This is a genomic window from Chitinophaga sp. OAE865 (assembly GCF_040546735.1).
In the GTDB taxonomy this organism is placed as follows: Bacteria; Bacteroidota; Bacteroidia; order Chitinophagales; family Chitinophagaceae; genus Chitinophaga; species Chitinophaga polysaccharea_A.
In genome coordinates, this window is the sequence record NZ_JBEPOF010000001.1 from 2,008,891 (window position 1) to 2,035,444 (window position 26,554).

Consider the following 26,554-nt stretch of genomic DNA (forward strand, 5'->3'; position numbering starts at 1 on the left):
TTAATCCGGTCCCTGCTCTTTTCAGTCAATGACAATCAATACTATTCCCTGATGGATATTAAAAAGCGGCTGGAACGAATTGTTCATATTTTCTTTTTACTGCAATCCAGGTCACTTGTTACCAATAAGGAATTGCAGGAGCGGTTTCATATCGGGCGCCGAACGGTTTACCGGGATTTAAAAGTCCTGGAACAGGCCGGGGTTCCGGTAATTAATGAATCCGGGCATGGATTTTCGATAATCGAGGGATTCAGGATGTTGCCATCCAGGTTTAGCCAGGAAGAGGTACTAAGTTTAATGGTGGCAGAAAAAGTGATGCAAAAGCATGAAACAGCATTTGTGAGACGGCATTTTGAAACTGCTTTAATTAAGATCAAAAGTTCGTTTCGCGCACAGCAGAAAGATCATATATCGCACCTGGAAGAGAAATTACAATTGAGCGGGCCTTTCAGGGAAACCAAATACCTGCCTGATATCATTGATGTACTGCTAAAGAGTATCCTCAGTAAAAGAGTGACGGAAATCTCCTACTTAAAGAGTGGGGCCAGCCAGAAATCCGTCCGTATAATTGAGCCTGTTGGATTGTTTTATGAAAATGGCTCCTGGTATGTGCTTGCCTATTGCCGGTTAAAAGGGGGATACCGGCATTTCCGGTTAGACAGGATCAGGAAAATAACGCTGGGCGATGATCACTTTAAACTGGATCATCCATCTGTTGATGAATTACGAAAAGCTGATTCCCAAAATAATATTACCCCGATCGTTATAGCTGTTGACCCCAACTATGCCCACTTCTTACATTGGGAACGCCAGAACTATGGATTTTCCAGGGAGGAGGTCCTGACGAATGAAATAATAATGTATTTTGATTGCAGGCAAAGCCCTGTCTCCTTTGCCAGGTGGTTTATGCGCTTTGTTGATGTTGCAAAAATCCTTGAACCGGCTTATCTTCCTGATGAAGTTAAGCGTATATTGAAAGCAGGTATGGATAATATGAAGGCATAATTGATAATGATAATGCCTACTTTTGTTTTTCTTTGCGTGATAAATATTCAATATTTAAAATCCGGCATTTAATATACTCTCCTGCGAAAATCCATATTTCAGAATTATTCTATTTTACGGTCTAAATGTTAACAACATAGGATTGAGCAACAATAATTTAAATATGGAACAGGGGGAGCGGGAGACGCTGAAACTGATTGCACTGGGAGATGAGCGGGCATTTAACCGCATCGTCAGGAAATATTCCCAGGTAATCTATCCCTACCTGCTTTACTGGCTTAAATCACCTCAGCTTGCCGAGGAGGTAGCCCAGGACGTTTTTTTGCGTATCTGGAAAAACAGGCACAAACTTCCCGACGTCAGCAATTTCCCGGGCTATGTATATGTGGTTACCAGGAACCGTGTTCATTCCCAGTTCGAACGTGGATTGCCGGAAACAGAAACCCCGGATGTTGTACAGGCCGACCAGGCGCTGACCAATCCTCAAACAGCCCTGGAGACTAAAGAGCTGGCAGCAATTATGCGCCGGGCTATAGAATCCCTGCCGCCACGGCGCAAAGAAATATTCCTGTTAAGCCGCAACGAACAGTTAACCTACGAGGAAATTGCCGCCCGGTTAGGGATTTCAAGGAGCACCGTGAGGGAGCATATGGTGGAAGCATTGGTTTTTTTGAGGGCGTATCTGAAGAGGAATGCCGGGGTTATTATCGCCCTGCTATGGGCATTCATCAGCCTGCTGTAAAAAGACGATAAAATATTTATAAGTTTTTTTTACCCCGACCCGTCCTACCAGTAATCAAACCGGGTCTTTAGTACAGAATAGAATGACTGAACAGCAACTGACATATTATTTTGAACGATACGCACAGGGAAACCTGAGCAAAGATGAGCGCGTTGTTTTTGCTGATCTGCTGAAAGATCCGGCTAACAAGGAAATGGTACAGCAGATCCTGGACAGGGATTGGCCATTATGGGAGCACAATCAGCTGGATTTTTCGCATGAAATTGCCCGTATAGAACAGGGCGTAGCCGCTATGATCCGCGCCGATCACTCCTTCTCAGATCCTCCTCCTGTTCGCCGGGTACGTTTCCTGGAAAAATGGGGCTGGGCTGCTGCAGTATTGATCCTGCTGGGAGCCGGCACTTACTTCTATATGACCTCAAAGAAAACGCAGGTGGAGGTGGTGAAAGGAAAAGCAATACCAACACCAGGTATTTTGCCGGGGTCTAATAAGGCGTTGCTTACTTTATCAGATGGAACTACCATAGCGCTTGACAGCGCCGCCAGTGGCGCTATTGCGCAACAAGGCAGTTCTTCAATTGTTAAAACAACCGGAGGCGACATTATCTATGATGCCAGGGGCCTTTCCCAGGGAGAAGTAATGATGAATACAATGTCTACACCCCGCGGAGGGCAGTATCGTCTCACACTTCCGGATGGAACAACCGTGTGGCTGAATGCAGCAAGCTCTATTACTTTCCCGGCTGCATTTACAGGCAGTAACCGCAAAGTGAAAGTTACCGGTGAAGTATATATGGAAGTTGCAAAGAACGCTAAAATGCCATTTATGGTAGATGTTGACGGAAGGGCCACTGTTGAAGTGTTAGGTACCAGTTTCAATATTAATTCCTATACCAACGAAGACGCAATTGCAACAACACTGGTAGACGGTAAGGTCAGGGTGTTGCCTGGCAATATCACAGCCGTTTCTGCATCAGCGGATGGGCAATATGAAGCACATGCTGTTACGCTAAAGCCTGGACAGCAGGCATTACAACCAAATAATACCACCGTTGTCAATATTAGTTCCAACACCAGCCTGGAACAGGTGCTGGCATGGAAGAATGGTATTTTCAGTTTTACAGGTAAATCCTTTCGGTCTGTAATGAAAGACGTTGAAAGATGGTATGATATCCAGGTGAAATATGAAGGAGCTGTTCCAACCAGAAAATTAAAAGGAGAAATGGACAGGGGAGTTCAATTAACTGATTTAATTCGTTTCCTGCAGGCTTTCGGCCTGCATGTTGAACTGAAAGACAGGGTATTGGTTGTAGGAGAAAAATAAGTAAATCCAGGCCTTCTGAAATATGATATGTTCGTAAAATAGTATTGCCAATAAACCAACCAATCAATCAGGACATCACAGTACAGGTATCGATTCCAGGGCTATATTCCCTGGCGGTGAAGTATTGAATAAATGTCCCGACAATTTCTCCCTTACTTAAAACAAAAGGCCAATGATGGGGAAACATCATTGGCCGGGCAGTTTAGGTAACATTCAAAGACAAAGTCTGCACAGACCGCTTATTCAGCACCTAAAACAGTTTCAAAGGTATGACAAAAACTGCTTTTTGTGGATGGCCTGCCCGTGGAGGTGGCCGTCCCTTAACCAAAATCGTGTTAGTAATGAAACTAACTTTCTTTTTTCTTACTGCCGCTTTTTTTAATGTGGCCGCCAAAGGGTTTTCTCAAAGTGTCACCTTCTCGGGAAAAAATGTAACGCTCGAGACAATTTTTTCAGCTGTAAAGCAACAGACAGGCTACCTGTTTTTATACCAGGAAACAGATTTATCAAAAGCCAAACCAGTAACTGTTCAGGCTGCCAATGAGCCGCTTTTCCAGTTTCTTGAAAATGTATTCCGGAATCAACCTTTAAAATACCTGGTTGTAAGCAAAACAATAAGTATATACCCTGCGGTACCGTCGGCCGGAAATGTGGCTATATCTCCTGACCCGCTTCCGCCATTCTCCGTCAGCGGCACTATTCTTAACCGCGAGGGAGAACCGCTTCCCGGCGCCAACGTATTTATAAAGGGTACAAAAAAAGGCACTGCAACAAAAAACGATGGCTCTTTTACTATTGACGCCAATGCAGGGGATGTTTTATTGATAAGCAGGATTGGATATGGAAGTATAGAATTAAAATTAAACTCCGCCACAAACGCCGTTGTAATTGCTTACCCCGAAAGCAAAGCGGGTGGGGGAGCGCTTAAAACCGGTCAAACTGTTTTTTCCGGTTCATCAGGATTTACATTTATACTTCCTCCCTCTGTTTCTAAACTTGATGAAGTGCAGGTGATTGCTTATGGTACCACAACACAGCGTTTTAACACGGGCAACGTTACCAGTGTGAAAGCAGAGGAGATAGAAAGGCAACCGGTAAGTAACGTGCTTGAAGCATTACAGGGCAATGTGCCAGGGCTCTTCATCACCCGTTCCAGCGGCAGCCCCGGCAGTCAGATGAATATTTCCATCCGCCAGCAGCAAACGATCCCGCTGCCTAATGTGAACAAAAGTATGCCGCTATTTATTATTGATGGAGTGCCTTTTGTAGAAACGCCATTTTCCAGTGCAGGGGCTTCCGGACCGGTAGATCCTATGAACTCCATTAACCCGGCAGATATCGCGGAGATCTCCGTATTGAAAGATGCCGACGCCACTGCCATCTATGGTTCCAGGGGTGCTAACGGTGTCATCCTGGTTACCACCAAAAAAGGTAAGACATCAGAACCACATTTCGATTTCAATATCTATTCAGGCGCCGGCAAGGTAACCAACTATTTACCGGTGCTGAATCTTTCCGAATACCTGGCGATGCGCAGAACCGCTTTCGCCAACGATAATGTAACACCTGATTTTTCGAATGCCCAGGATCTCATTGTTTGGGATACTACAAAATCAAGGAATTTCCAGAAAGATTATATCGGCAACACCGCCAGGCAAACAGAGGTTACCGGTGCGTTTTCAGGCGGGAATCAATATCTGCGTTACCGTTTTTCAAATACCTTCAGGCAGGAATCTACGGTGTTTCCGGGCGACTGGGGATATAAGCGCTACTCATCCCACCTGAGCATTGACAACACTTCGCGTAACGGTAAATTCACACTGGGAGTTTCGGCAATGTACACTAAAGAGTCCAACAACCAGGTAGCTACTGATCTTACACGCGTAACATACATATTGCCTCCCAACTATCCCGTACATAACCAGGATGGAAGTTTAAACTGGACCGGTGGATTCACTAATCCTGATTCCTACCTGCTGCAATCGGCCAATTTCAGTTCGAATAACCTGCTGGCCAATGCCAGTTTGCGATATAGTATACTACCGGGATTAGATGTGAAAGTAAATCTTGGATACAATAAAATAGCACAAACAAATGAAACATATCTTCCTAAAACCTCTCTTGATCCCAGCAGCAGCTCTGGCGAATCAGTTGCTACCTATACTTCCGACTACATTGAAAGCTATATAGCAGAGCCCCAGTTAACTTATAATAAAACACTGGGTGAGGGAAAGCTTAGCGTGCTGGCAGGAGGCACCTGGCAGCAATCCAGTTTTGCAGAGCCATATTCTGTAAGAGCCACAGGCTTCTCCAACGATAAGCTGATGAGCTCCTGGACAGCCGCTTCCAACATTTCGTACAAAAGCAGCAGCTTCAGGGAATACAAATATGTTTCTGCATTCGGACGTATTAATTACATACTGAAAGACCGCTATATTTTTAATTTAACAGGTCGGAGGGACGGATCCTCCCGCTTTGGCCCCAACCACCAGTTTGGCAATTTTGGATCCATTGGCGGGGGATGGATATTCAGCAGCGAGGAGTGGACAAAATCAACCCTTCCGTGGTTAAGCTATGGTAAGCTCAGAGCCAGTTATGGAACAACCGGCAACGACCAGATCCCCGACTATGGATACCTGGCATCCTATGGTAATCTTTTTTATCAGTATGGCAGTACAGGCATTTATCCTTTGCGTAGCGCCAACCCGGATTTTGGATGGGAGGCTAACCGTAAGCTGGATATTGGCCTGGAAACGGGGTTCCTGGATGATCAGATCTTACTCTCTGCTTCCTGGTTTTCCAGCCGTACGGATAACCAGCTGGTTATTTCACCCTTATCTTCCCAATCAGGATTTTCTTCTTTCACCGGCAATATGCCGGCGCTGCTGCAAAGCTCAGGATGGGAATTTGAGCTGAAAACAAAAAATATCATCCGTAACGGTTTTTCCTGGAGCAGTTCTTTCAATATTACTATCCCCCGCAATAAGCTCATCTCTTTCCCCGGTTTAAAAACAACCGCCTATGCCTATGTTTATATAGAGGGGCAACCCATCAACAATTTAAACGGATATCATTATACAGGCCTGAAAGATGGAATTGCCACCATTGAAGATCTCAACAAGGATGGAAAATTTACACAGGGCTTGTTACAAACAGCCAATGGCGATTACCAGGTGATAGCCGCCGGTATGCCTGATTTCTATGGCGGTTTCAGCAACTCCCTCAAACTCGGCAGGTTCCAGCTGGATATCCTGTTACAGTTCGTGAAGCAAACCAAATCTTCCATTCGCTCTTCAGTAGGCATGCAGCCAGGTGGCTTATCTAACCAGGATGATAAAATTATTTCCGATGGCTTCAGGCCGTCTGTACTATCCGGCAGTGAGGCCACTTATGCCTATAAAAATTATTACCTGCTATCGGATGCCAGCTATTCAGACGCCAGTTTTATAAGACTTAAAAACCTGAACCTCTCCTATGAGCTGCCATCTTCCTGGACAAAATCAATCAGGTTAAAATCAGCCGGGGCATTTGTGAGGGCGCAAAATCTATTTACCATCACCAGTTACCTGGGATTTGATCCTGAAACTGCCGGCGCTGTATTACCGCCGTTAAAACAAATTGCAGCAGGCATTCATTGCTCACTTTAAATAATGAAGAAATGAAAAAAGCACTCTTTTTATATACCTGTTGGCTGTTATTGGCCGGATCAATGATGAGCAGTTGTAAGAAGCTGATAGAAATAGGACCGCCAAAAGACCAGCTGGCCTCCAACAGTGTGTTCCTGGATTCCACTACGGCGGAAGCAGCCATGATAGGTTTATATGCCAATGTAGCCAACCCGAACCCGGGCAATGATATGGGCACTGCTATCACCGTATTCAATAGTATGTCGGCCGATGAAACCTATGCCTTTTCCATGAACTTCTATGATGATTTTACAAATAACTCTTTAACTCCGCTGTACTATTACATAGATGGATTATGGAGCACGATTTATAAAAATATATACATCGCCAATTCTGTTATCACCGGTATGCCGGGATCTCCTTTATCTGAAGCATATAAACAAAGAGCTGTAGGAGAAGCCAGGTTCATACGCGCATTCTGTTATTTCTATTTAGTGAATGAATATGGAGCAGTACCATTAGTGCTGTCGACCGATGTAAACACTACTACCATGCAACCCCGCGACAACGTGGATGAAGTGTATGACCAGATAGAAAAAGACCTGACTGATGCACAAAAAGTACTGCCTGCTACATTGGACTATTATGGCGGCAAGCGTATACGCGCTACCACCTGGGCTGCAGATGCCCTGCTGGCAAGGGTATATCTTTACAGGGGAAAATGGCAGCAGGCCGAAAGTATGGCAACTTCCGTGATCAACAACCCGGGGTTGTTTAGTCTGAATGCCTCTCCCGACCAGGTATTCCTGGCCAACAACCAGGAAGGTATCCTTCAGTTTGTGAATAGTATTACCAGTTCATGGATCGCCAACAACTTCGTTCCTACTGCATTGAGTACAACACCCAAATTTGTATTGAAGGATGGTTTGCATGAGGATTTTGAACCGGGAGATAAACGGAAAACCAGCTGGGTTGGCTACAAGAGCTATGGAGGCATTAACTATCCGTATCCTGCAAAATATAAGTATATGGCGGGTGTTGGCGCGGTGGAATACAACCAGGTATTACGCTTGTCTGAACAATATCTGATCCGTGCTGAAGCCCGTACGCAGCAATCCAATTATACACAAGCCGCAGCTGATATTAACAGCGTCAGGTCAAGAGCGGGCCTGTCAGCTACCAAAGCCACCGATAAGGCAACGCTGCTGGCCGCCATTGAACATGAGCGCCGCATCGAATTCTTCTGTGAATGGGGATATCGCTGGTTAGACCTGAAAAGATGGCCCGGCCTTAGTGATCCGGCTGTTTCCCGGGCAGATGAAGTATTGTCTCATCTTAAAGGAAATCAATGGCAGCCAACGGATGCGCTTTACCCTATTCCGCAATCGGCTATCAATTCCAATGTAAACTTAACCCAGAACAAGGGATACTTTTAGAGCTAAACAGAAACCAGATATATTATGCGCTATCCATCATTATTCAGGCAATGGCTGCCTGCCGCCCTGCTCATGACCGGAACGGTTGCAGCACAGGCGCAGCAGGACCGCACAAAGCCGTTCACATTAAGCGGGCAGGTAACTGCACCGCAATACACCGGTAAACTTTATCTTCAATACGAGCTGAGCGACAGGGAAATGGCAACTGATTCCGTTACGCTGCAAAAGGACGGGCATTTTATATTCAACGGCAGGTTAAGCAGACCCGCATTGGCAAGGGTATATATGAAACCTTCGGCCACGAACTATGTTGTCAGGCGGTTTTATTTGGAACCGGGAAAAGTTGAAATGAAGGCAACCGGCTCTATCGATGCCGCCACTGTAACAGGTAGCCCTAACACCGCTGTGCTGGATGAATTTGTACGGCATGGAGATAAGTATACAACTGTTTTTTCCAGCCTGAGCACAAGGGCCTACTGCAATCGTGGTATGAAAGATTCCGTGCGGGCTATTGATGCAGAAAAGGAGCATGTAACGAGGCAGTTTAATGAAGAAGTGGCCGGTATTATCAGGCAGCACCCCAATGCTTATGCTTCCTGGGATATGGTGTATAGCTATCGCATAGCGTTGGATCCCGAAACAATTACACCTTTATTTGATGCGCTCAGTCCCAGGTTCAAAAATTCTGAAGAAGGAAAAGCGCTGGCAAAGCAAATCGCCAATGTCCGTAAAATAATGGTGGGCTCGCCCGCCCCTGATTTTACACAGGAAGATGTAGCAGGAAATACCATCAAACTATCCTCTTTCCGCGGAAAGTATACGCTGGTTGATTTCTGGGCCAGCTGGTGCGGTATCTGCCGCGCAGAAAACCCCAATGTGCTGCGTGCCTACAACGCTTATAAAAATAAGGGCTTCACGGTGCTGGGTGTATCGCTCGACGATTCCCTGCACCGCCAGCAATGGATACAAGCCATTAAGGATGATAATATGCCCTGGCAGCAGGCATCGGACCTGAAAGGAAGGAATAATGAAGCTGCTATTCAATACGGCATTAAAGGAATTCCGCAGAATGTGCTCATAGATCCTGATGGTAAGATAATAGCAAAGAACAAACGTAACAGGGACCTGATGAATACATTGATGGATATCTTTGATAAAGGATACAACATGCGCATGGATGGGAACATAACAGGGGAGAGCAGCAGCATTGTTTTTAAATATTATAAAGACAATAAATACCAGAACGATACGGTATCCATTCATGATGGCAAATTTACCTGGCTGGCCGAAATGCAGGAGCCACAGCGGGTAAATGCAATCATCTTCCCCAAAAACAAAGAGCTTAGCTTTTTCTCCGATATTGGTTACCTGCAATTATCAGTTAATACAGATTCATTACCCAACCTCAATTTAGAGGGCTCCGATATGCAATATGAAGCCAACCATTTCTATGCTTCCACAAGGGAGCTTGATCAGGAGCAAAAGGTGCTGTTACAACAACTTACTGATGCTCCCCGGGAAGAGCAACCCAAAATAGGAGAGCGGCTGCTAACGCTGGCCAGAAGCCGGTATACGGAAAGTGTTGAGAAGTACGTAAAGGAGCATCCCAACAGTTTGTTTTCCTTACAGCTGGTAAAAGATATGGCGGAAGATTTTTCAGGACCAAAATACAATACCGTTTACCCGCTTTATACATCGCTTACTGAAGTGATCCGGGGAACGCCTTCCGGCAGAAGAATAGCGGAGATGTTACCCATCATGAAAAGAAGCGCAGAAGGAGCTATGATCGCAGATCTGTCCCAGGCAGATTCCAGCGGGCATGAAGTTTCTCTTACCGGCTTTAAAGGAAAATATGTGCTGATAGATTTCTGGGCCAGCTGGTGCGGACCCTGTCGCGCGGAGAATCCCAATTTGCTGAAAGCATACAATACCTTCAAATCCAAAGATTTTACAATAGTGGGCATCTCCCTCGATACCGACGCCGGTAAATGGAAGAAGGCCATCAAAGAAGACAAACTGCCGTGGACACAATTGTCTGATCTGAAAGGCCGGGAGAATGCGATTGCACAGTATTACAACGTGCGTGGCATTCCCTGGAATATACTGGTGGATCGCGATGGTAAGATTGTGGCCAAAGATTTAAGGGGTTTTGCTTTGGAAAAGAAATTAATGGAGATAATAAAGTAATTTATTCTTCCCCTATAAAAGAGCCTGCTGTGGTACTATCCCGGCAGGCTCTTTTTTATTTATTCCCGGGTTCCCGGTATCAATTGCCTCCGTTTTGTTAATAAACAGGCATGAAAGCCCTTTACGTTTTTTCAAATCAGGTAACAATCTTACAGCACATGAGCGTTATGATAAATTTTGCCGCGAAAACCCTACTCTTTTAAACCGGGTGAATTTAGGCTATATAGCTTCCTTCCTTGGTATTACCCAGCAGTATCGCCTCCAATGTACAGATATATACTGCCACACACCCGGTGGAAATGCAGGAGCGCTTAGTGGAAGGCTGGACAGGCAATGAAGAGATACCCTATTTCCGTACTTTCGCACTGCCGGTTAAAATAGAGGATAATGTGTGGATAGGAGGTGGAGTAATTATACTACCCGGTGTAACCATCGGTAGAAACTCGGTAATAGGCGCCGGTAGCATTGTTACCAGATCTATCCCTGAAAATTGTGTTGCATTTGGTAATCCATGCCGGCCGGTACGTTCAATCAATAAATCATGAAGGTAAGTTCCTGTTACTGTTTCAGGTAGTGATGCGCCACACATCCGGATTTGAAAGGGATGGTATCAACCAGCTTTAAATTAAGTTTTTCATGAAGACTGCCATCATCCATCAATCGTCTGCCTTTTCCCACTATCACCGGATGAACAACTATACGGAACTCATCAATAAGGCCTGCTGTTATCAATTCAGGCAGCAGGCTTATACTGTCTATCGCAATTTTTCTGCCGGGTTGCTGCTTTAGTTTCACTAATTCTTCCGCCGGATTGCTACGAATGATCCGTGTATTTTCCACTGCGTGTGCATGGTCCAATGTTCGTGAAATAACCACTTTCTCTATCGAAGTATATCTTTCAGCAAACCTGTTTTCATCTGCTGTGCCGGATTTATTTTTTGCCATATCAGACCAATAGGGAAACATGAGCTGATACATGACACGGCCGAAAAAGAGCAGGTCTACCTCGTTCATCATCCCTGTGAAATAGTCATGAAGCTCTTCATCAGGATTACCGATAGTGTGATCGCAATAGCCATCTATGCTAATGTTTATACCGAATATTACTGTTCTCATTTTAATGGCTTTTATTGGATTTAAGGATATAAGCCAAAAGTAAGACATGACATTAAATATTGGGAGGGCAATCCGGACAAAAAAAGGGACTTTCAGGCCAATGGCTATCATCCCGGTCCTATTTTTCCGGGGCCATTAAAGAATCAAATTTTGCAGCAATCGCATTCGGATCAATACCTTTGGCAAATTCACTGATCAGGTAATGCCGGTCATCTCTCGGCGCTAAACGCCACAAATTTGTTCCATCTTCAAAAATATGGTTATAACCACGTTCTTCTAATCTGAAATAAGGCAGATGTCCTTTAATAGCCACATACACGGCAATTATGTCGGCGCTGTGATGCCAGCTCCTGTTCCAGCCTTTCAGGTACAGTTTATAAGCATGCGCCATGGGGGTGTGCTTATATTTTTCCAGGAAAAAGATCTTTCCTGTTTGTACACTATCCGCGAAAGCGCCACCTCCGGTGAAATAGATGCGGGTTGGCCATTCTGCCACTACATGGCGGGTGGAGCGCGGATCGGGTTTGAAATTACCCCATGGATTTGGATCCACATCAGCAGGGTATCTGCCTCCCATACAAATGAGGCGTTTTACTTTTTTTCTTACCAGGTCAATGCCATTTAACCCGCTGAATTGATCCGGTCCTGATTTTAGTAAGTTGGACAGATTGGTAAGGTCGCCCACCGTTACAACAACCACGCTTGTATCCTGCTGGGATGCCAGTGTTTTCCGGTACAGCATCGTAGCCTCCGGCGTGTCTTCATCCAGCTGGGTGTTGTATTTAAATTCTTCGCAAAGACTGCGGGCATACTTCGACTTATGGTATACGCCAAACCGTTGAACAGCGCCGATGGGAATACCTGGTCTGCCATAGTAAGTGTTGATCACATCCACCGCTCCGGGCGACCAGGGATTAAGGCTGGATACCATAACTGCCAGTATTTCGGCGTTTCCCAGGTTGGCAAACCCGTGTAGCATGGCGAGCGCTCCCACATCATCCACATCGGAGTCCATATCAGTATCAAAAATGATTTTTACATTTTGCGCCAGCGCAGGGTGGCATAACAGCAGGTTGATGATCAATAAGCCTATATACTTCATTCGTTTCATAATGTCAATAAGAAGCCGCCCCATTCAGCGATGGGGCGGCTTTCCTGTTTTAGATTTTAATGATCCGGAAGGTTTTGGTGTTCTTTCCGCCTTCCAGTATCAGCATGTAAGTGCCCGCAGCCAAAGCACTGATGTCTTTGCTGATTTGCCGCTCACCTTTTTGAATATTCCATTGCCGCAATATATTGCCACGGATATTCAGCAGTGTCAGCCGCCGGTACAACTGACCTTTCAGGTCTATGGTCAGTTGCCCGTTGGTTGGATTGGGATAAAGGACAGGCCCTTTGCTATCTGTTTCTGCCGCAGGATATTCCGCTTTGCTGTAAGCCATACGGGATGCGGGTTCGTTTGCCGCGCAATTATCAATACTGAACCAGTTAAATTTCGGGCTGCCAGACAGTATATGCACGCCGGTATAATTGAGTGCCGGCAGCCTGATGGTATCCGTAACTGTTTGCCACACCCCATCGGTGGATGGTATATAGATAGTATCAAATTTATAGGTACTGTGACCGATCCATATTTTAGACGGAGCTGTGGACAATACCCTGAAACTGATATTGTATCTGCCGGCTACAGGTACCACCAGGTTACTGTATGCAAACCAGTCGCCCGCTTTCAGGCTGGTAAAGTTTTGTCCTCCTCCTGTGTCTGTACAGGTTTCCAGTACGGGTCCGGGAGCACGGTTGGAAGCGCTTTCGGCCTCGTATTTATTATTAACGGTACAGGTATAATCAACGTTTACAACAGCGCTGTCGGATATACCATTTCCTGTGGCTATGATGGCGAATGTTCCGGGCGTTGCACCGGCAGTAAAGACGCCGTTTGTATCGATGCTGTTTCCTGTGCCGGTGATACTCCAGTTCGCCTTAAAGGTATAAGGGTTGTTGTACTGGTCATATCCTTTTGCCGCGTATTGCTGGGAGGCACGCAATGGTACCGTTAACGAATCCGGTGTGATCACAATACGCGTAAGCGCAGGAGGAGTAATTACATGCACGATAGCAGTGTCTTGTTTATTTCCGGCGGTAGCCATCACCAGGTAATCACCTGCAACATTGCCATTGAACAAACCGCTGCTGCTGATACTGCCACTGTTAGAGGCGGACCATACCGGCAACACAGGTAACTGGCTGCTGTCCTGCGCATATCCTGTTGCAGTAAACTGCTGGACCTGTCCTAAAGTAATGGTTGCGCTGTCTGGTTTTACAATAATGCGGTCAAGATGAACAGAGTCTGCGTAAATAATGCGTAGCCAGTTGAAGTTCCATCCGTCTTTGTTGGCGATAATGCGGATGGTTTGCTGACCTTGCTCCAATCGTATAGGCGCTGACGTAACAGTAGTCCATTTCTGCCATCCGCCACTTGCCGGCAGGCTTACCGTTTGCAGTGTAGTGGTATCCAGTTGAACACGGAGACCTGAAGCGCTGTTGGCGGCAACACGAAACTGTATCCTGTAGGTGTCGCACACCGGCACATTAATATCGTACTCAAACCAGGTACCGGATCCTATATAGCTCATATCCAGTCCTCCTCCAACGTCTGAGCAGGGTTCTGTACGATTGGAATTACTATTGTCGAAATTTTCCGCTTCTATTTTAGCGGGTATGAGCTTGTAGTTGGCAGTGCGCCGGTTCACAAAGGCCTTGCCGGTCTTGGTGGTGCTGTCTACGGTAGCAGTGGCAATTACCTGCCCTGAATTGTTCAATGTAGCAAGCCCGTTGGCCGTTATCGTATTACCCGTGCCGGTGATGCTCCATACCGGTGTAATAGCTATGGTATGGCCGTTTTGGTCCAGGGCGCTGGCAGTATACTGTTGCTGCTTCCCTGGTAGGAATGACAGGTCTGCCGGTGTTACCGTGATGCTGTCTAATACCGGTGTACCAAGGCCTTTCTGGTAAACGCGTGCATAGTCTACCAGCATACTGTCCGGCCAGTCCGCCTCCACAATTGAGCCACCCATTCCCCCGCCAATAGCCAGGTTCAGGATGAGATGGAATTTCTGATCAAAGGGCCAGTCTTTCCAGTCGGTATGCGGGTTGGCATAAGACAGGATCTGCGTGGTGTCATATATGAACCTGATGGTATCCGGCGCCCATTCCATAGTGTATACATGATATACAGTATCAGCATCCATCAGTTTTTTGCTGTTACTGATACCTCCGCCATTGGTCCAGTTATGATTTTGTGTGTGAATAGTGGACAATACTGTTCCGAAGTTATTGCCAACATGCTCCATAACATCCAGTTCCCCGCTTTTAGGCCATCCGCCATAGGCGCTGGTGGTGGGCATCAGCCATATAGCGGGCCAGGAGCCGCGCGCGCGTGGCAGCCTGGCTCTCACTTCAACCCTGCCATAAAGGAAATCAAATTTGCCTTGTGTAATGAGCCGGGCGGAAGACCAGGGCTCAGTAGTGTTCCCTGTGGGGAAATCTTTTTTCCCGGTGATCACCAAACGGCCGTTCCTCACCTGGGCATTATCGCGGGTTGTATCTGTATATACCTGTTGTTCCCCGTTGATCCATCCTTTGGGGCGCGGATCCACTGTCCATTTGGTGCGGTCGGGTTTTCCACTGCCATTGAATTCATCTGCGAATACCAGTGTCCAGTTGGGATTGCCTTCAAATAGCACGTTTCCTTTTGCCGTATAGCTGGCAACGTTAGCAGTGGTCAGCTCTGCACCGGCAATACTGAGTTTCAGGGTGGTCCTTGAATAATTGGCCGGAGAATTCCCGCTGAGCGTAATACTTGCCGTGCTGTCATTTACCCGCTGAACGCTGCTGATTGTAACGCCTGGCGGCAAATTAAGGGCCGACCAGTTAGAGGGTGTCAGCGTTGGCTTCAGTGTGCCTCCTATTACGGATGCCGTCAGCACCGCCCCGTTTTCATGTCCCATCAGGATGGTGGTATCTTTTAATACAATGGCGGTAGGGTTTGGTCCCTGTATCAGGTCGAAATACAGGATACCATTCGCTTTTTTGCCATCAATGTATTGTATGGCGATGGTGCTGAAATCTGTCCGGGTCTTCACGCTCTGGAAATTGTAGGTGGCTTCTTCCCAGTGGTTCACACGGGAAGGCTTGAAGGTAAAGAAGACGGCTTTGCTGTAGTTGTTGCCGGGTTGGAGTTTGAACATAATTTCATCCAGCGTGCTGCTGTACACGAGCATTTTGAATGTACTGTTGGTAGAGAGATCAAACGAATCTCTCAGCTGACAGCTCGCGCTCATATACTCAAAGCAGCTGGTGTCTTTTGTGAATTTGGCTACCAGCGGACTGGTATTCAGGCCTGAAGGATCAGGATTGGCTACGCCAAATTCCACTTTGCCGGTAGTGGTATTGCCGGCATAATAAGTCCATTTGCCGGAGCAGAGGCCATGCCCCTCCATATCGTCCAGCAGCAGGTATTGCGCGTTAAGTGTGCTGCACAGCAAACATAACGGGAGCAATAATATTAAAGGGAATATTTTCAACCGGTTGCTGCAGGTTTGCAGCAACCAGGTAGTACGTCGCAAAGAGGTCCTTTTGCGAGCGTCAGATCTTGGTTTGCTCGTTTTCATAACGGTTCATTTTAGGGTGGAATAGCCGGTACAGCTGTTAGCCGTACCGGCAGGGTTTTTCGGGCTTTCGATGTTATAAAAGAAAGAACAGGAGCTTCATTCGTCTATAGGTCATAAATTGGGATTCACTACTGCATCTGCGCCGGGTATAGGCATCCAGTAGTTTGCTTTGGTAATATTGCCGTTCAGTTGCAGATCGCCCGCAGCCTTATTGGCATTGGCGGCTTCTACCAGCTCCAGTCTTACCAGGTCGAACCAGCGGTTCCATTCACCTGCAAATTCCCAGGCCCGCTCGTTTACAACAGCTGAGGCAAAGTTGGCGCCTGACATACCGGTTTGTAGATCAGGTAAACCGGCCCGGCGCCTTACAGTATTAATTGCCGTATAGGCTTCACTGTTAGGCGTACCTGTGGAGCGTGCCTGCGCTTCTGCATAGATCAGCAGCACATGCGCATAACGCATCATAATAACAGGGTTATTGGACATGTACACATCTTTTTTACCCGACTGGATAGTGAACTTTTTATAATAAGGGTGATGTGTACTGGTTTGCTGCCAGGGAATGGTGGTGCCATTACTCAGTTTGAACTCCGTGCTGAAAGTGGCGTCTTTCCTGGGACCGGCGGGGAAGTTGTTGAAGAAATTAAGCTCCGGGAAAAAGTCGCTCCACCCTCCTTCATCTTCCGGCATGGTAGACAATCCGTAAAATGAATTGTAAGTGACCCAGTTTCCGCGTGTGAAAAGCGTAAATACATCTTCCACGGTTCCTCCAGCAAAAATTTTCAGGTAATCGCCGCTGTAAAGGTCAAAACCATAGGTCGCTTTGTTGTCTATCACCTCTTTGGCTTTGGCAGCTGCCAGTGCATACTTTGCCTGGTCCTTCAGCGGCCATCCTGCTTCTGTGAGATATACGTCTGCCAGCAGGGCCTTTGCCGATCCTTTATTAGGCCGCCCCCCGGTACGTCTGCCATTGGGCATCCATTCTTCGGCCCGGAGAAGGTCTGCTTCTATCAGCTGGTATATATCAGCCGGTTTACTTTTTTTCAGGTTAAGATATTCGGGCAGGTATTTCTCTGATGGAATAATGGGAACTTCTCCCCAAAGCCTCGTCAGCCAGTAATAGGAAAGCGCGCGTAAGTAGCTGGCTTCGCCCACCATCGCCCGGATAGTGTCCTGATTGCCATTCAGCACCTTGTCATAGTTGTTAATGATGTTGGTGGTCGACTGTATCGTCTTGTAACAGCCCAGCCAGATGGGATTCATCCTGCTGTTCAGTGATGATACTTTAAAAAGATCAAATTCCCTGAACTCCTCCTTGTTAGAGCCCGGATGTGTAGTGAGGTCGTCTCCGCCCATCGTCATGGCAATTTGTGATACGGTAGTGAACCCACTTGTCCAGGGCACCATCAGGCTGCCGTAGGCGCCTGTAAGCACGGTTTCCAGGCCAGCCTGACTGGTTAATGCGTCGTCACCGGCCACCAACCCCCTGGGGCTTTCCGTTAGTTCCTTACTGCATCCCGCTGCCAGGATCAGGCCGAGGAACAGGTATATCGTATATTTCAGATAGTATCGTATAGTCATAACTGTTATTTTTAAAAGCTCAGTGTTACCCCTCCGGTGATGGTTTTTACATTTGGATAAGTCCCAAAATCAATACCCTGGCGGATATCGCCGGATGATGAATTGCTTTCCGGGTCTATGCCGGAATAGTTGGTCCATGTCAGGAGATTGGTAGCGCTTACAAACACTTTGATGCCTGTAATATTTTTCAGTCTGGATTTGGAAATACTATATGCCAGACTGATATTTTTCAAGCGCAGGAAGTCGCCCTTTTCCAGGAAGCGGGTGCTTTGCGTGATGTTTTTGTTGGTTGAGCTGAACGCAGGTATATCTGAAGTTTCATTCACACCGGGAATATAACGGTCCTTGATGTCAACATAGGTGGCTTCACGTGCATCAGCGCCATAATACATGGCAACCGCTTTATTGTAGTTCAGCCTGTCGAACCCAAAGAGCCCCTGGAACAACAGGTTCAGCGTAAATGCCTTATAGGTGATGGTGTTGTTCCAGCCAATGGATGTTTTAGGAATACCGGTACCGATGATATGATAGTCGTCTGCATCTATTTTTCCATCGTTGTTCATGTCTACATAACGGGAATCGCCTGGCTTGGCGCCAAACTCACCTGCTTTGGAATCGCCCGGTTTCCATGTACCGAGATAAGTGAGCCCCCAGATAGAGCCCAGCGGTTGGCCTGGCATTACTACAAATTCAGACTGGGGAGACATGCCGCCGCCAATCTTACGGGTATTGGGGTCAAAGATCCTTGTTTTACCTTCACCCAGGGAAACTACTTTGTTCTTAATGAGAGACACATTGAACCCTGTATTCCACCGGAAGGCTCCCTTATCGATCACATCACCATCAACAGAAAATTCCCAGCCTTTATTCTGTACAGCTCCCACATTTCGTGTAATAGAGTTGCCTCCCAGGTACATCGGAACGGTTTCCTGTAACAGCAGGTCACGTGTATCTTTGATAAAATAATCGGCGCTGACAGACATCCTGCCTTTCAGCAACCCGATGTCAACTCCTATGTCTTTCTGTTCTGTAGTTTCCCATTTCAGATCAGGGTTACCGATATTGCCAATCACCAACCCTACCTGGTGACTGCTGTTGTTAAACGATGTTGCTATATTTGAATAGGATGAAATAGTGCTGTAGGGACTAATTGCCTGGTTACCGGTTAGCCCCCAGCTTCCGCGCAGTTTTAAATAGTTGACAGCGCTCACTTGTTGCATAAATGGCTCATTACTTACTACCCATCCTGCCGATACAGAAGGGAAATAGCTGTACCTGTTGCTGCCACGGAATTTGGAAGAGCCATCCCTTCTTACTGCGGCAGATAAAAGATATTTGTCGTTATAGCCATAGTTCACACGTCCCACCAGGGAAAACAATGCCCATTTGGAATAGCCTGAGCCGGGATTGCCTGCTGTGCCAAGAGCAAGGTTATTCCATTGAAAATTTTCATAGGTGAGGTTGGAAGATCCGGCGGAAGAGTAATTGTAGGTAGATTGCTGGTACTCCATTACTGCGGTAGCGTCCAGGCTATGCACCCCGTTGAATACCCTGCTGTAATTCAGGGTATTGGTATTCTGGAGTACAATTTCCTTATTGGATCTTATACTGGCGCTGGAGGTATTATTATTGGTGATTTTTCCGCCAAAGGACTTGTCCTCATACTGCAGGAAGTTAGCTCCATATTGCATATTGAAAGTCAGTCCCGGCAGTATTCCGAATTTAAAACCACCAATGAGGTTTGCAAGCATCCTGTCTCTTACAGCCAGCCTGTTAACGGTTAGCGCCACCGGATTGTATGACAGTGAGCCTACCGGATCACTCACTACAAAACTGCCGTCTGCATTATACACAGGCGTTGTAGGAGCCCAGGTAATGGCCTGTGCCAGTGGGCTGCTGGCGCCATCTGCCGGAATATCTATATTTTGTGCTGTACTGTAAGACCCGGTAATATTCAGAAAAGTAGAGATGCTGTTGCTAAGGTTGGCGTTAATATTGGAACGTAATGTATATCGCTTATAAAACGAATTGTTGATCACTCCATCCTGGTTGAGATAATTGCCGGAAATGAAATAGCCGCTTTTATCGGTACCACCGGCCAGGCTGAGCATATATTCCTGTGCCGGCGCTCTTCTGAAAATTTCATTTTGCCAGTCTGTACCACCTTTAGCGCGGAAATCAGCGATCTGTGCATCTGTGAATTTTGGTGTGGTACCAACAGCTGTAGCATGTGCATTAACCGTTTCTGCAAAGTCGGCGGCGTTCAGCAGGTCCAGTTTCTTAATAACCGTGGATGTTGACTGCCGTGTTGTGAAATTCACTTTCAATCCGCCTTTGCTGCCTTTACGGGTAGTGATCAGAATTACACCATTAGATCCGCGGCTACCGTAAATGGCTGTTGCAGCCGCATCTTTCAGTACCTGTATGGAAGCAATATCATCGGGGTTGATGGCAAAGAATTCCGCACCTACAAAACCATCTACCACGTATAACGGGTCATTACCGCCATTCACAGAATTGGAGCCGCGGATGCGGATACGGGCGGCGCCGCCGGGAGATCCGGCGGAGTTGGTAACCTGTACGCCTGTAGCGCGGCCTTGTAATACCTGGTCGAGACGGTTCACCGGCGCATCCTGGAAATCTTTGGCGGTAATAGAGGAGATAGCGTTAGTAAGTGTTCCTTTCTTCTGCTCTCCATATCCCACTACTACCAGTTCGTTGATATTGGAGGAAGATGGCTCCAATGCGAGAGACAGCTCCTTTTTTCCGTTCAGCGGCATCTCCACTTTGTTGTAGCCAATGGAGGAGATGATCAGCACGATGTTGCCATCAGGCACGGTGATTACATATTCTCCATCCACGTTGGTGAACACCCCTTTGGTTGTACCTTTCACCAGAACCGTGACGCCGGGTAGAGGCTCTCCTTTTTCATTGGTGATCCTGCCCCTGACTACCTGGTCTGGCGGGGTCACAATCTCATCTGCCGCAGGTTTGCGTTTAATGACGATGGTTTTGTCTGATATGCTGTAGGTAAACGGCAATCCCCTGAAGCACGCCTCCAGTGTTTCTTTCAGTGAAGCGTCCTTCAGTTGCAGGTTTACCTTCCGTTCCTGTAGCAGCTGTTCATCGGTATAAAGGAAGGTATACCCGGTCTGTTTCCTGATCTCCTGGAAGATCTTGTCCAGTGGCGCATTGCTCCGTGAAATGGTAACTGTCTGAGAATACCCTGTTGCATGCACCTGCAGTAGGACAACGGTTAGTAAGAGTACCGTCAGTTTCATGATCAGTAATATTTTTTTCGATAATCGTGGAAATTTTTTATCCCACGCAGCGCGAAGCTGCCTGCTTTGGGAATAAAGCATCAATTGCATACTTTTGTATGGTTTGGGTAAATAATGAATAATTGCTACGAGCGATTTTACATACAGACCCAGCTTTCACCGGGAGCGGGCCAACGCTTCCGGTTTTTTGTGTCAGTATGGTACAGGGAGTGGAATTTTAAGGACTCATATTGTATCAGTTTTTAGTATAAATGCATCAGGGAGATACGATGATCTGTTTTCCTTTGATCTCAAAGTGTACTTCTCCGGTCATTTCCATCATATTCAATACCCGCGATACCGGCACATTCCTGGGTATGATACCCCGGAAATGCGCAGGAACGGAAGCGGTGTATACCACATCCACATCATACCAGCGTGCGATCATACGCATGATGGATGTTATATCGTTCCCTTCCAGCTGAATAAAGCCGTTTTTCCATGCTACTGCTTCTTCGGTATCTGCATGCTGTTGTAGAGCAAGCGTATGATTTTGCCTGTCCAGGTAAGCGCCCTGTCCCGGCGCCAGTTGTTTACTGACCCCGCTATTGCTCACTTTTACCGCACCCTCCAGCAAGGTGGTTTTCACCATGGTTTCATCGGCATATGCCATGATATTGAATTGCGTGCCCAGCACGGCTACTTCGAGGCTGTCGCGCTGACCGGTGCGCACCATCACTTTAAACGGCATTGCCTTATTATGCGCTACCTCAAAGTAGGCTTCCCCGGTTAGCTCTACCTGCCTGGAACTGCCATTGAAGGCAACAGGATATTTCAGTGAGCTGGCCGCGTTGAGCCATACATTGGTCCCATCAGGTAAGGTTACCTGGAACTGTCCTCCCCGTGGTGTACGCAGGGTGTTATATTGAACAATATCAACGTTCTCCGGGCTTGCTGTTTGCGGGGTATACAGCAGTTGCCCACCAGCAGGTTGTATAATACTGGTGTTGCCCTGTTGCGTCAACGCCCCGTTGGTGGCACTGTCTAAAGGGATTTCGGTACCGTCTGCCAGTACCAGCATGGCCTTGTTTCCCCCGGGAGTAACATCATTGGATGCCGTGGTTTGGGCAATAGTAGTAGTGGATTTGCGGGCAGCTGGCTGCAAAAACCAGTAGAGGCCGAAGGCTAATACCAATGCGGCGGCAATAGCTGAAATCCAGCGCAAACGGCGCCATGGGTTGAGGTGAATAACTGCAGGCGGTAAACCTGTTTCTCCTGTTGAACTATCTCCCTGTGCTGCAGTTTCTTTTTCCGGCTTATCGGCTGTCAGGATCCTGCTTGCTATATCATCCCAATAGCTCATATCGTAGCCGGCAGCGGCATTATCCGGAAGCTCCTTTAACAGCATAGCCTCCACCTGCCGGGTAATGATGCCATTATCATCTTCCCTGATCAGCGTTATCAGTTCCTGCAGCTCTGTATCAGTAGCAGAGCGCTGCATTGCCTGCCCAAGCAGGTATGTAAGGCGGTTTTGTGTTGACAATTTGAGATTGGTTTACAGTTTTTAAACGGGATGATTTTGGTGTGTTCTTCAAACGTGAAATATCCCTCCTATATAAAAAGACGCGCAAGTTTTCATTTAGGACCTATGGGAGGGAAAAATATTTTTATAATTTCAATAACCACAGAATAACTGCAGGAAAGAGCATGCCCAACTGCTCCAGGTGTTCGCGGATGGAATGCAGGGACCGAACAAGGGAATTCTTTACAGTATTGGGCGAAAGGGAGAGCTTTGCTGCTATTTCGGGTATCTTCAGTCCCTGTTCCCGGCTTAGCAGGTATATCCGTTTGGCCTGTGGGGGTAATTGCTGTACGGCAATGCCTACCTGTTCTCTCATAAAGGCATAGGTCATATCCTCTTCGGGGCTAAATACCGCTTCGGCCGGAAGATTGGCTATGGCCTTATGATGCACTGCCTGTTTACGCAGATAGGTAAAGCACTGATAGAGCGCGATACGGTATAACCAGAAACGGGGTTGTTTTATTTCTTTCAGTTTGTCGCGGCTAATCCACAGCCTGAGAAATGTTTCCTGGATAATATCTTCGGTGACAGATTCATTTTGAATAATGCGGAATGCCATTGCCCTCAGGTGGGGAGCATATATGTGAAAAAGCTGTCTGAAAGCCGTTTCATCGCCTTCGGAAATTAATTGAAAAAGTTGGTTGTTATCCTGTAGGTATGCATTCATGTGGGACAGCCTTCCCGCGAAAGTAGCAAACATTTCCTGATGGTGCATACCTGGAGCCGGCTATTTCGCCAGGCCCTTCCTGCTGCGAAGGAGCTCATATACATAAAGCGGCACCGCCCATCCCATCCAGAACAAAGGCGTAGATATTTCTTCATAGCTGCCCAACTGCTGCACATAAGGGATCTTATAGGCGAAGCCCGAAATGAGGAAAGCCACAGTAACGATATAACTGCGCGTCATCCATTCCCGGTGCAGCTGGAATTTCTTTTTAACCGCGGTATAATAAGCCATGAAAGTAGCGCTGATCCATACGGTTGCCCATACCTGGAGCGTAAAGGCATTGGCCCAGTTCACCTTATAGGCTGTAGTAAAGGCCAGTACCAGGGCACAGCTGCTGCTCACCAGGATCGCCAGCAGGTATACAAAACCAATAAAGCGATGCAGTTTCCAGCTGTAGTTGCGCAGCTTTGGCCAGAACTGGATAATACCGGTAATAAGCGCTCCGCCGCCTGCCGTAATATGCGCGATCAGCACCCAGCGTAATTCGAAATATTTGCCAAGGGCTTCCGGTGTCAGTTCCAGGAAGCGGTCGGCGCCATGCATAAACAGCCAGGTCATAAAAATGACGGCGATCCAGATCAGTAAAGGAACCATGTCGGTGGAGGAAGGCCTGAATGCCGCTTTGCTCTTGTTGTTCATCTGTAGTCTTATTTTATACAAATGTCTTACCCGCCCTGCAACCATACAATAACCGAAAAAAAATTCGGTAAGCACCATCATCATTCCTTAGAAAGGAATGCTTAATTTTACCGAAACCTATATGCGATGTACACCAAAAAGATAGAAGAAGACCTTGACTGTGGTATCCGCGTAGCTTCTAAAGTGTTTGGCGGCAAATGGAAATGCTGTATCCTGGATGCCATCAACAGGGGCATTAACCGCCCGGCCGATATTGGGCGTTATATTACCGATGCTTCGGCCCGCGTGATCGAAATGCAATTGGCTGAACTGCTGTTCTTTGGCGCTATTGAGAAATGCGCTGAAGAAAGTTTCCCCAAGCGTACTGAATACCGCCTTACACCGCTTGGCGAAAGTATACTGCCCATCCTTGAGCAGATGGATCGTTGGGGGCTCACCCATTCCGGATTCATTAAAGACCGGCAACGGGAGCTGGAAAATGCGGAGGTGTGAGGAGCCTTCTCACAAAACATCGGGTTTATCCTGCCACCGACCTGGTTTTCTATTTAACAACAGGGAAATTCCCACCATCGATAATCAGATTCGTTCCTGTTAAATAGGACGCAGCCGGCGACACAAGGAAGTAAATAAATTCCGCTGTTTCTTCCGGTTCTGCCATTCTTCCTATCGGCACGCCCCCAACTCTTTCAAAAAGTTTACCGGACATTTCTTCTACAGTGATATTTGCCTTATTCGCGTAGTCTTCCAGGAAGGCAGTCATCGCCTCAGTTTTGTTTAAACCCGGAGATACCGTAAGTACTCTAACGCCTTTATCTGCTACCTCTGTAGCCAGCGCCTTGCTATAGGTGTTTAATGCCGATTTTGCAGCGCTGTAGGCCATTGTAGATTCCCAGATAGGAAACTGGCTACTGGTAGAGGATATATGAATGATCACTCCTGTCTTTTGCTCCAGCATTAATGGCAGCAGGGCCCTGTCTAGCCGGACGGAAGAAAGCAGATTAACCTGCAGGGCTTGATCCCAGTGCTCATCTGTCAACGTGTTAAATCCTCCTCCCGGATAGGTGTTTGCTCCCATGTTGTTAATCAGAATGTCTATTCGTCCGAATTGCTCACGAATAACAGTTGCTACTTTGTTAACATCTTCCGGGCGGGATAAGTCTGCTGCAATAAACGGATAGATAGTCTCCGGTTTGTTTCGGGCCGTAACAATAACTGTTGCTCCTGCTTGCTGCAATCTGTTAACTACGGCTTTGCCAATTCCCTTTGTTCCACCGGTTACAAGCGCAATTTTACCGTTTAATACACCATCGGCTGTTTGTTCTCTTTTCATACTATTTGTTTTAGTAGCGTATTGCTCGTTTTTGAAATAATCTATTTACTTTAGTTCCATAAAGTAACTATAAGGGATGCTAACATTCATATTGACCACACAAATTGGCGGTAACATCCAGGTAACTAAAGCCAATAAGTGGTAACATTCATGTAACCAATGAAGAAGTTTAAAGAACATACCTCCACCTGCCCAATCGTTCATACAATGACCTATATCGGGGGCAAGTGGAAACCGATAATCCTAGGCAGGCTTGTAAATGGAGCTGTCCGTTTCGGCAAGTTGGGAGTACAAATACCGGATATATCCCACAAAATATTAACTGAGCAGCTAAAGGAATTGGAAGAAGATGGACTGATTATCCGGCACAGCTATAACGAAAAGCCACCGCGCGTAGAATATGAGCTGAGTGAAATCGGCAAGACCGTTATCCCTGTTTTGATGGCTATGACCGAATGGGGAGCACAGATGCAGGATGCTATAACCAAACATAAGCGCAATGTCATACAATCCCGCTGATATTTTCACGCAGCATTGCAATAGCTGTTCCAATAGACTATAATCACCCGGAGTATTTATGTTTTGATTTTAACCCGTGAATTTTGTCAGCAGATACGTTCAGATCAGCCAGCAATTTATAACATTCGGCTTCTTTGTTTGGATCATTTAACAGTTTCGCAAGTTCAGCCCGTATGATCAGCGCTTCTGCATACAGATCATTCCCGGTTTCAATTCCTGGTTTTTTTAAAGCATTGTCAAGTGCCCTGGTCGCAGCTACGTAATCTTCTTTAAAATCCCTCAGTCTTACTGCAAGTGCAATAGTCTTTCCAAGATCAGTTAGGCCCTTCTGGTCTGTACTTTCATACTCCGCTTCATCTTTACCTCCCCGCTGTATGAGTATAACCGCATTGCCTGAAGGATCTGTTACAGTGAAACGTGTCTGCAAAGGTTTTATGCCCGAAATCCTCGGTAAACCTGATGAAGGCACTCTTCCAAGCTTCTTTTTAAGGCGACTGGAAAATTCCCGGTAAACACTTTGAATATCATCTACGATGATCAGGCAGCCATTACCTGGAGTTGAAATATCCACACCTTTGTTGTAATAGAAATGTAGCTGGCAACCATCCCTTTCAGTAACAGCATACTTATAAGGCCTGTCCTGTCTGTAAGTGATTTTAAAGCCCAATGTTTCCCAGAAGGTGAGTGTTGCATCTACAGCAACATATTTCAAAACGGGTATAGTAGCCCATGCGCTGTCTTTCATTGCATTTTAGATTAAGCCTCAAAAATACAGGCACAAAAGAACTTTATGGCTTTACATACTTTTTT

General features: G+C 46.6%; 19 protein-coding genes. 9 read left to right on the forward strand and 10 right to left on the reverse strand.

Annotated elements, in window-relative coordinates; translation table 11 throughout:
• The first annotated feature begins 51 nt into the window (after positions 1–51).
• The 7 genes from ABIE50_RS08425 (at position 52) to ABIE50_RS08455 (ending at position 10,865) form a co-directional block, all read left to right on the forward strand.
• Positions 52–1,005, forward strand: coding sequence for a helix-turn-helix transcriptional regulator (locus tag ABIE50_RS08425; protein ID WP_209864661.1), 954 nt, complete (start codon positions 52–54; stop codon positions 1,003–1,005).
• 163 nt (positions 1,006–1,168) lie between these two features.
• Positions 1,169–1,747 (forward strand): RNA polymerase sigma factor, encoded by a 579-nt coding sequence (locus ABIE50_RS08430; protein WP_209864658.1) that lies wholly within the window; start codon positions 1,169–1,171, stop codon positions 1,745–1,747.
• A gap of 82 nt (positions 1,748–1,829) precedes the next feature.
• Positions 1,830–3,071 carry a FecR family protein gene (locus ABIE50_RS08435; RefSeq protein WP_209864655.1) on the forward strand — a complete coding sequence of 414 codons (1,242 nt, stop codon included), beginning with the start codon at positions 1,830–1,832 and terminating at the stop codon, positions 3,069–3,071.
• A 341-nt stretch (positions 3,072–3,412) separates the two neighbouring features.
• Positions 3,413–6,718, forward strand: coding sequence for a SusC/RagA family TonB-linked outer membrane protein (locus ABIE50_RS08440; protein WP_209864653.1), 3,306 nt, complete (start codon positions 3,413–3,415; stop codon positions 6,716–6,718).
• 11 nt (positions 6,719–6,729) lie between these two features.
• Positions 6,730–8,133 carry a RagB/SusD family nutrient uptake outer membrane protein gene (locus ABIE50_RS08445; protein ID WP_209864650.1) on the forward strand — a complete coding sequence of 468 codons (1,404 nt, stop codon included), beginning with the start codon at positions 6,730–6,732 and terminating at the stop codon, positions 8,131–8,133.
• Positions 8,134–8,157: 24 nt separating this feature from the next.
• Positions 8,158–10,320 carry a redoxin domain-containing protein gene (locus ABIE50_RS08450; protein ID WP_209864647.1) on the forward strand — a complete coding sequence of 721 codons (2,163 nt, stop codon included), beginning with the start codon at positions 8,158–8,160 and terminating at the stop codon, positions 10,318–10,320.
• 236 nt (positions 10,321–10,556) lie between these two features.
• On the forward strand, positions 10,557–10,865 hold the full coding sequence (locus tag ABIE50_RS08455) for a DapH/DapD/GlmU-related protein (RefSeq protein WP_354027928.1): 309 nt from the start codon (positions 10,557–10,559) through the stop codon (positions 10,863–10,865).
• A 13-nt stretch (positions 10,866–10,878) separates the two neighbouring features.
• Here ABIE50_RS08455 and ABIE50_RS08460 read toward each other — a convergent pair whose 3' ends face one another.
• From ABIE50_RS08460 to ABIE50_RS08495, 8 genes are all read right to left on the reverse strand, one after another.
• On the reverse strand, positions 10,879–11,436 hold the full coding sequence (locus ABIE50_RS08460; protein ID WP_209864644.1) for a dihydrofolate reductase family protein: 558 nt from the start codon (positions 11,434–11,436) through the stop codon (positions 10,879–10,881).
• A gap of 118 nt (positions 11,437–11,554) precedes the next feature.
• The gene (locus tag ABIE50_RS08465; RefSeq protein WP_209864643.1) at positions 11,555–12,547 is read right to left on the reverse strand and encodes a nucleoside hydrolase; all 993 of its coding nucleotides are present in this window, start codon (positions 12,545–12,547) and stop codon (positions 11,555–11,557) included.
• A 49-nt stretch (positions 12,548–12,596) separates the two neighbouring features.
• Entirely contained in the window at positions 12,597–16,106 is a 3,510-nt protein-coding gene (locus ABIE50_RS08470; RefSeq protein WP_354027929.1) for a carbohydrate-binding protein, read from the reverse strand.
• 111 nt (positions 16,107–16,217) lie between these two features.
• Positions 16,218–17,687, reverse strand: a complete 1,470-nt coding sequence (locus ABIE50_RS08475; RefSeq protein ID WP_209864638.1) for a RagB/SusD family nutrient uptake outer membrane protein — start codon at positions 17,685–17,687, stop codon at positions 16,218–16,220.
• Between the two features lie 11 nt (positions 17,688–17,698).
• The gene (locus ABIE50_RS08480) at positions 17,699–20,968 is read right to left on the reverse strand and encodes a TonB-dependent receptor (protein ID WP_209864636.1); all 3,270 of its coding nucleotides are present in this window, start codon (positions 20,966–20,968) and stop codon (positions 17,699–17,701) included.
• 256 nt (positions 20,969–21,224) lie between these two features.
• Complete coding sequence (locus ABIE50_RS08485) at positions 21,225–22,490, reverse strand: FecR family protein (protein ID WP_209864633.1); 1,266 nt, start codon at positions 22,488–22,490, stop codon at positions 21,225–21,227.
• 124 nt (positions 22,491–22,614) lie between these two features.
• A complete protein-coding gene (locus tag ABIE50_RS08490; protein ID WP_209864630.1) occupies positions 22,615–23,196 on the reverse strand; it encodes an RNA polymerase sigma factor in 582 nt (193 codons plus the stop codon).
• Positions 23,197–23,256: 60 nt separating this feature from the next.
• Entirely contained in the window at positions 23,257–23,895 is a 639-nt protein-coding gene (locus tag ABIE50_RS08495; RefSeq protein ID WP_142683558.1) for a DUF2306 domain-containing protein, read from the reverse strand.
• Between the two features lie 126 nt (positions 23,896–24,021).
• On the opposite strand from ABIE50_RS08495, the gene ABIE50_RS08500 reads away from it, so the two are divergent.
• Positions 24,022–24,387 (forward strand): winged helix-turn-helix transcriptional regulator, encoded by a 366-nt coding sequence (locus ABIE50_RS08500; RefSeq protein ID WP_209864628.1) that lies wholly within the window; start codon positions 24,022–24,024, stop codon positions 24,385–24,387.
• Between the two features lie 49 nt (positions 24,388–24,436).
• On the opposite strand, the gene ABIE50_RS08505 is transcribed toward ABIE50_RS08500, so the two are convergent.
• Complete coding sequence (locus tag ABIE50_RS08505; protein ID WP_209864625.1) at positions 24,437–25,225, reverse strand: SDR family oxidoreductase; 789 nt, start codon at positions 25,223–25,225, stop codon at positions 24,437–24,439.
• Positions 25,226–25,384: 159 nt separating this feature from the next.
• Between ABIE50_RS08505 and ABIE50_RS08510 the strand changes: the two genes are divergently transcribed.
• The gene (locus tag ABIE50_RS08510) at positions 25,385–25,744 is read left to right on the forward strand and encodes a winged helix-turn-helix transcriptional regulator (protein WP_209864622.1); all 360 of its coding nucleotides are present in this window, start codon (positions 25,385–25,387) and stop codon (positions 25,742–25,744) included.
• A gap of 43 nt (positions 25,745–25,787) precedes the next feature.
• On the opposite strand, the gene ABIE50_RS08515 is transcribed toward ABIE50_RS08510, so the two are convergent.
• Entirely contained in the window at positions 25,788–26,489 is a 702-nt protein-coding gene (locus ABIE50_RS08515) for a DUF8817 family protein (RefSeq protein ID WP_209864619.1), read from the reverse strand.
• Between the last annotated feature and the right edge of the window lie 65 nt (positions 26,490–26,554).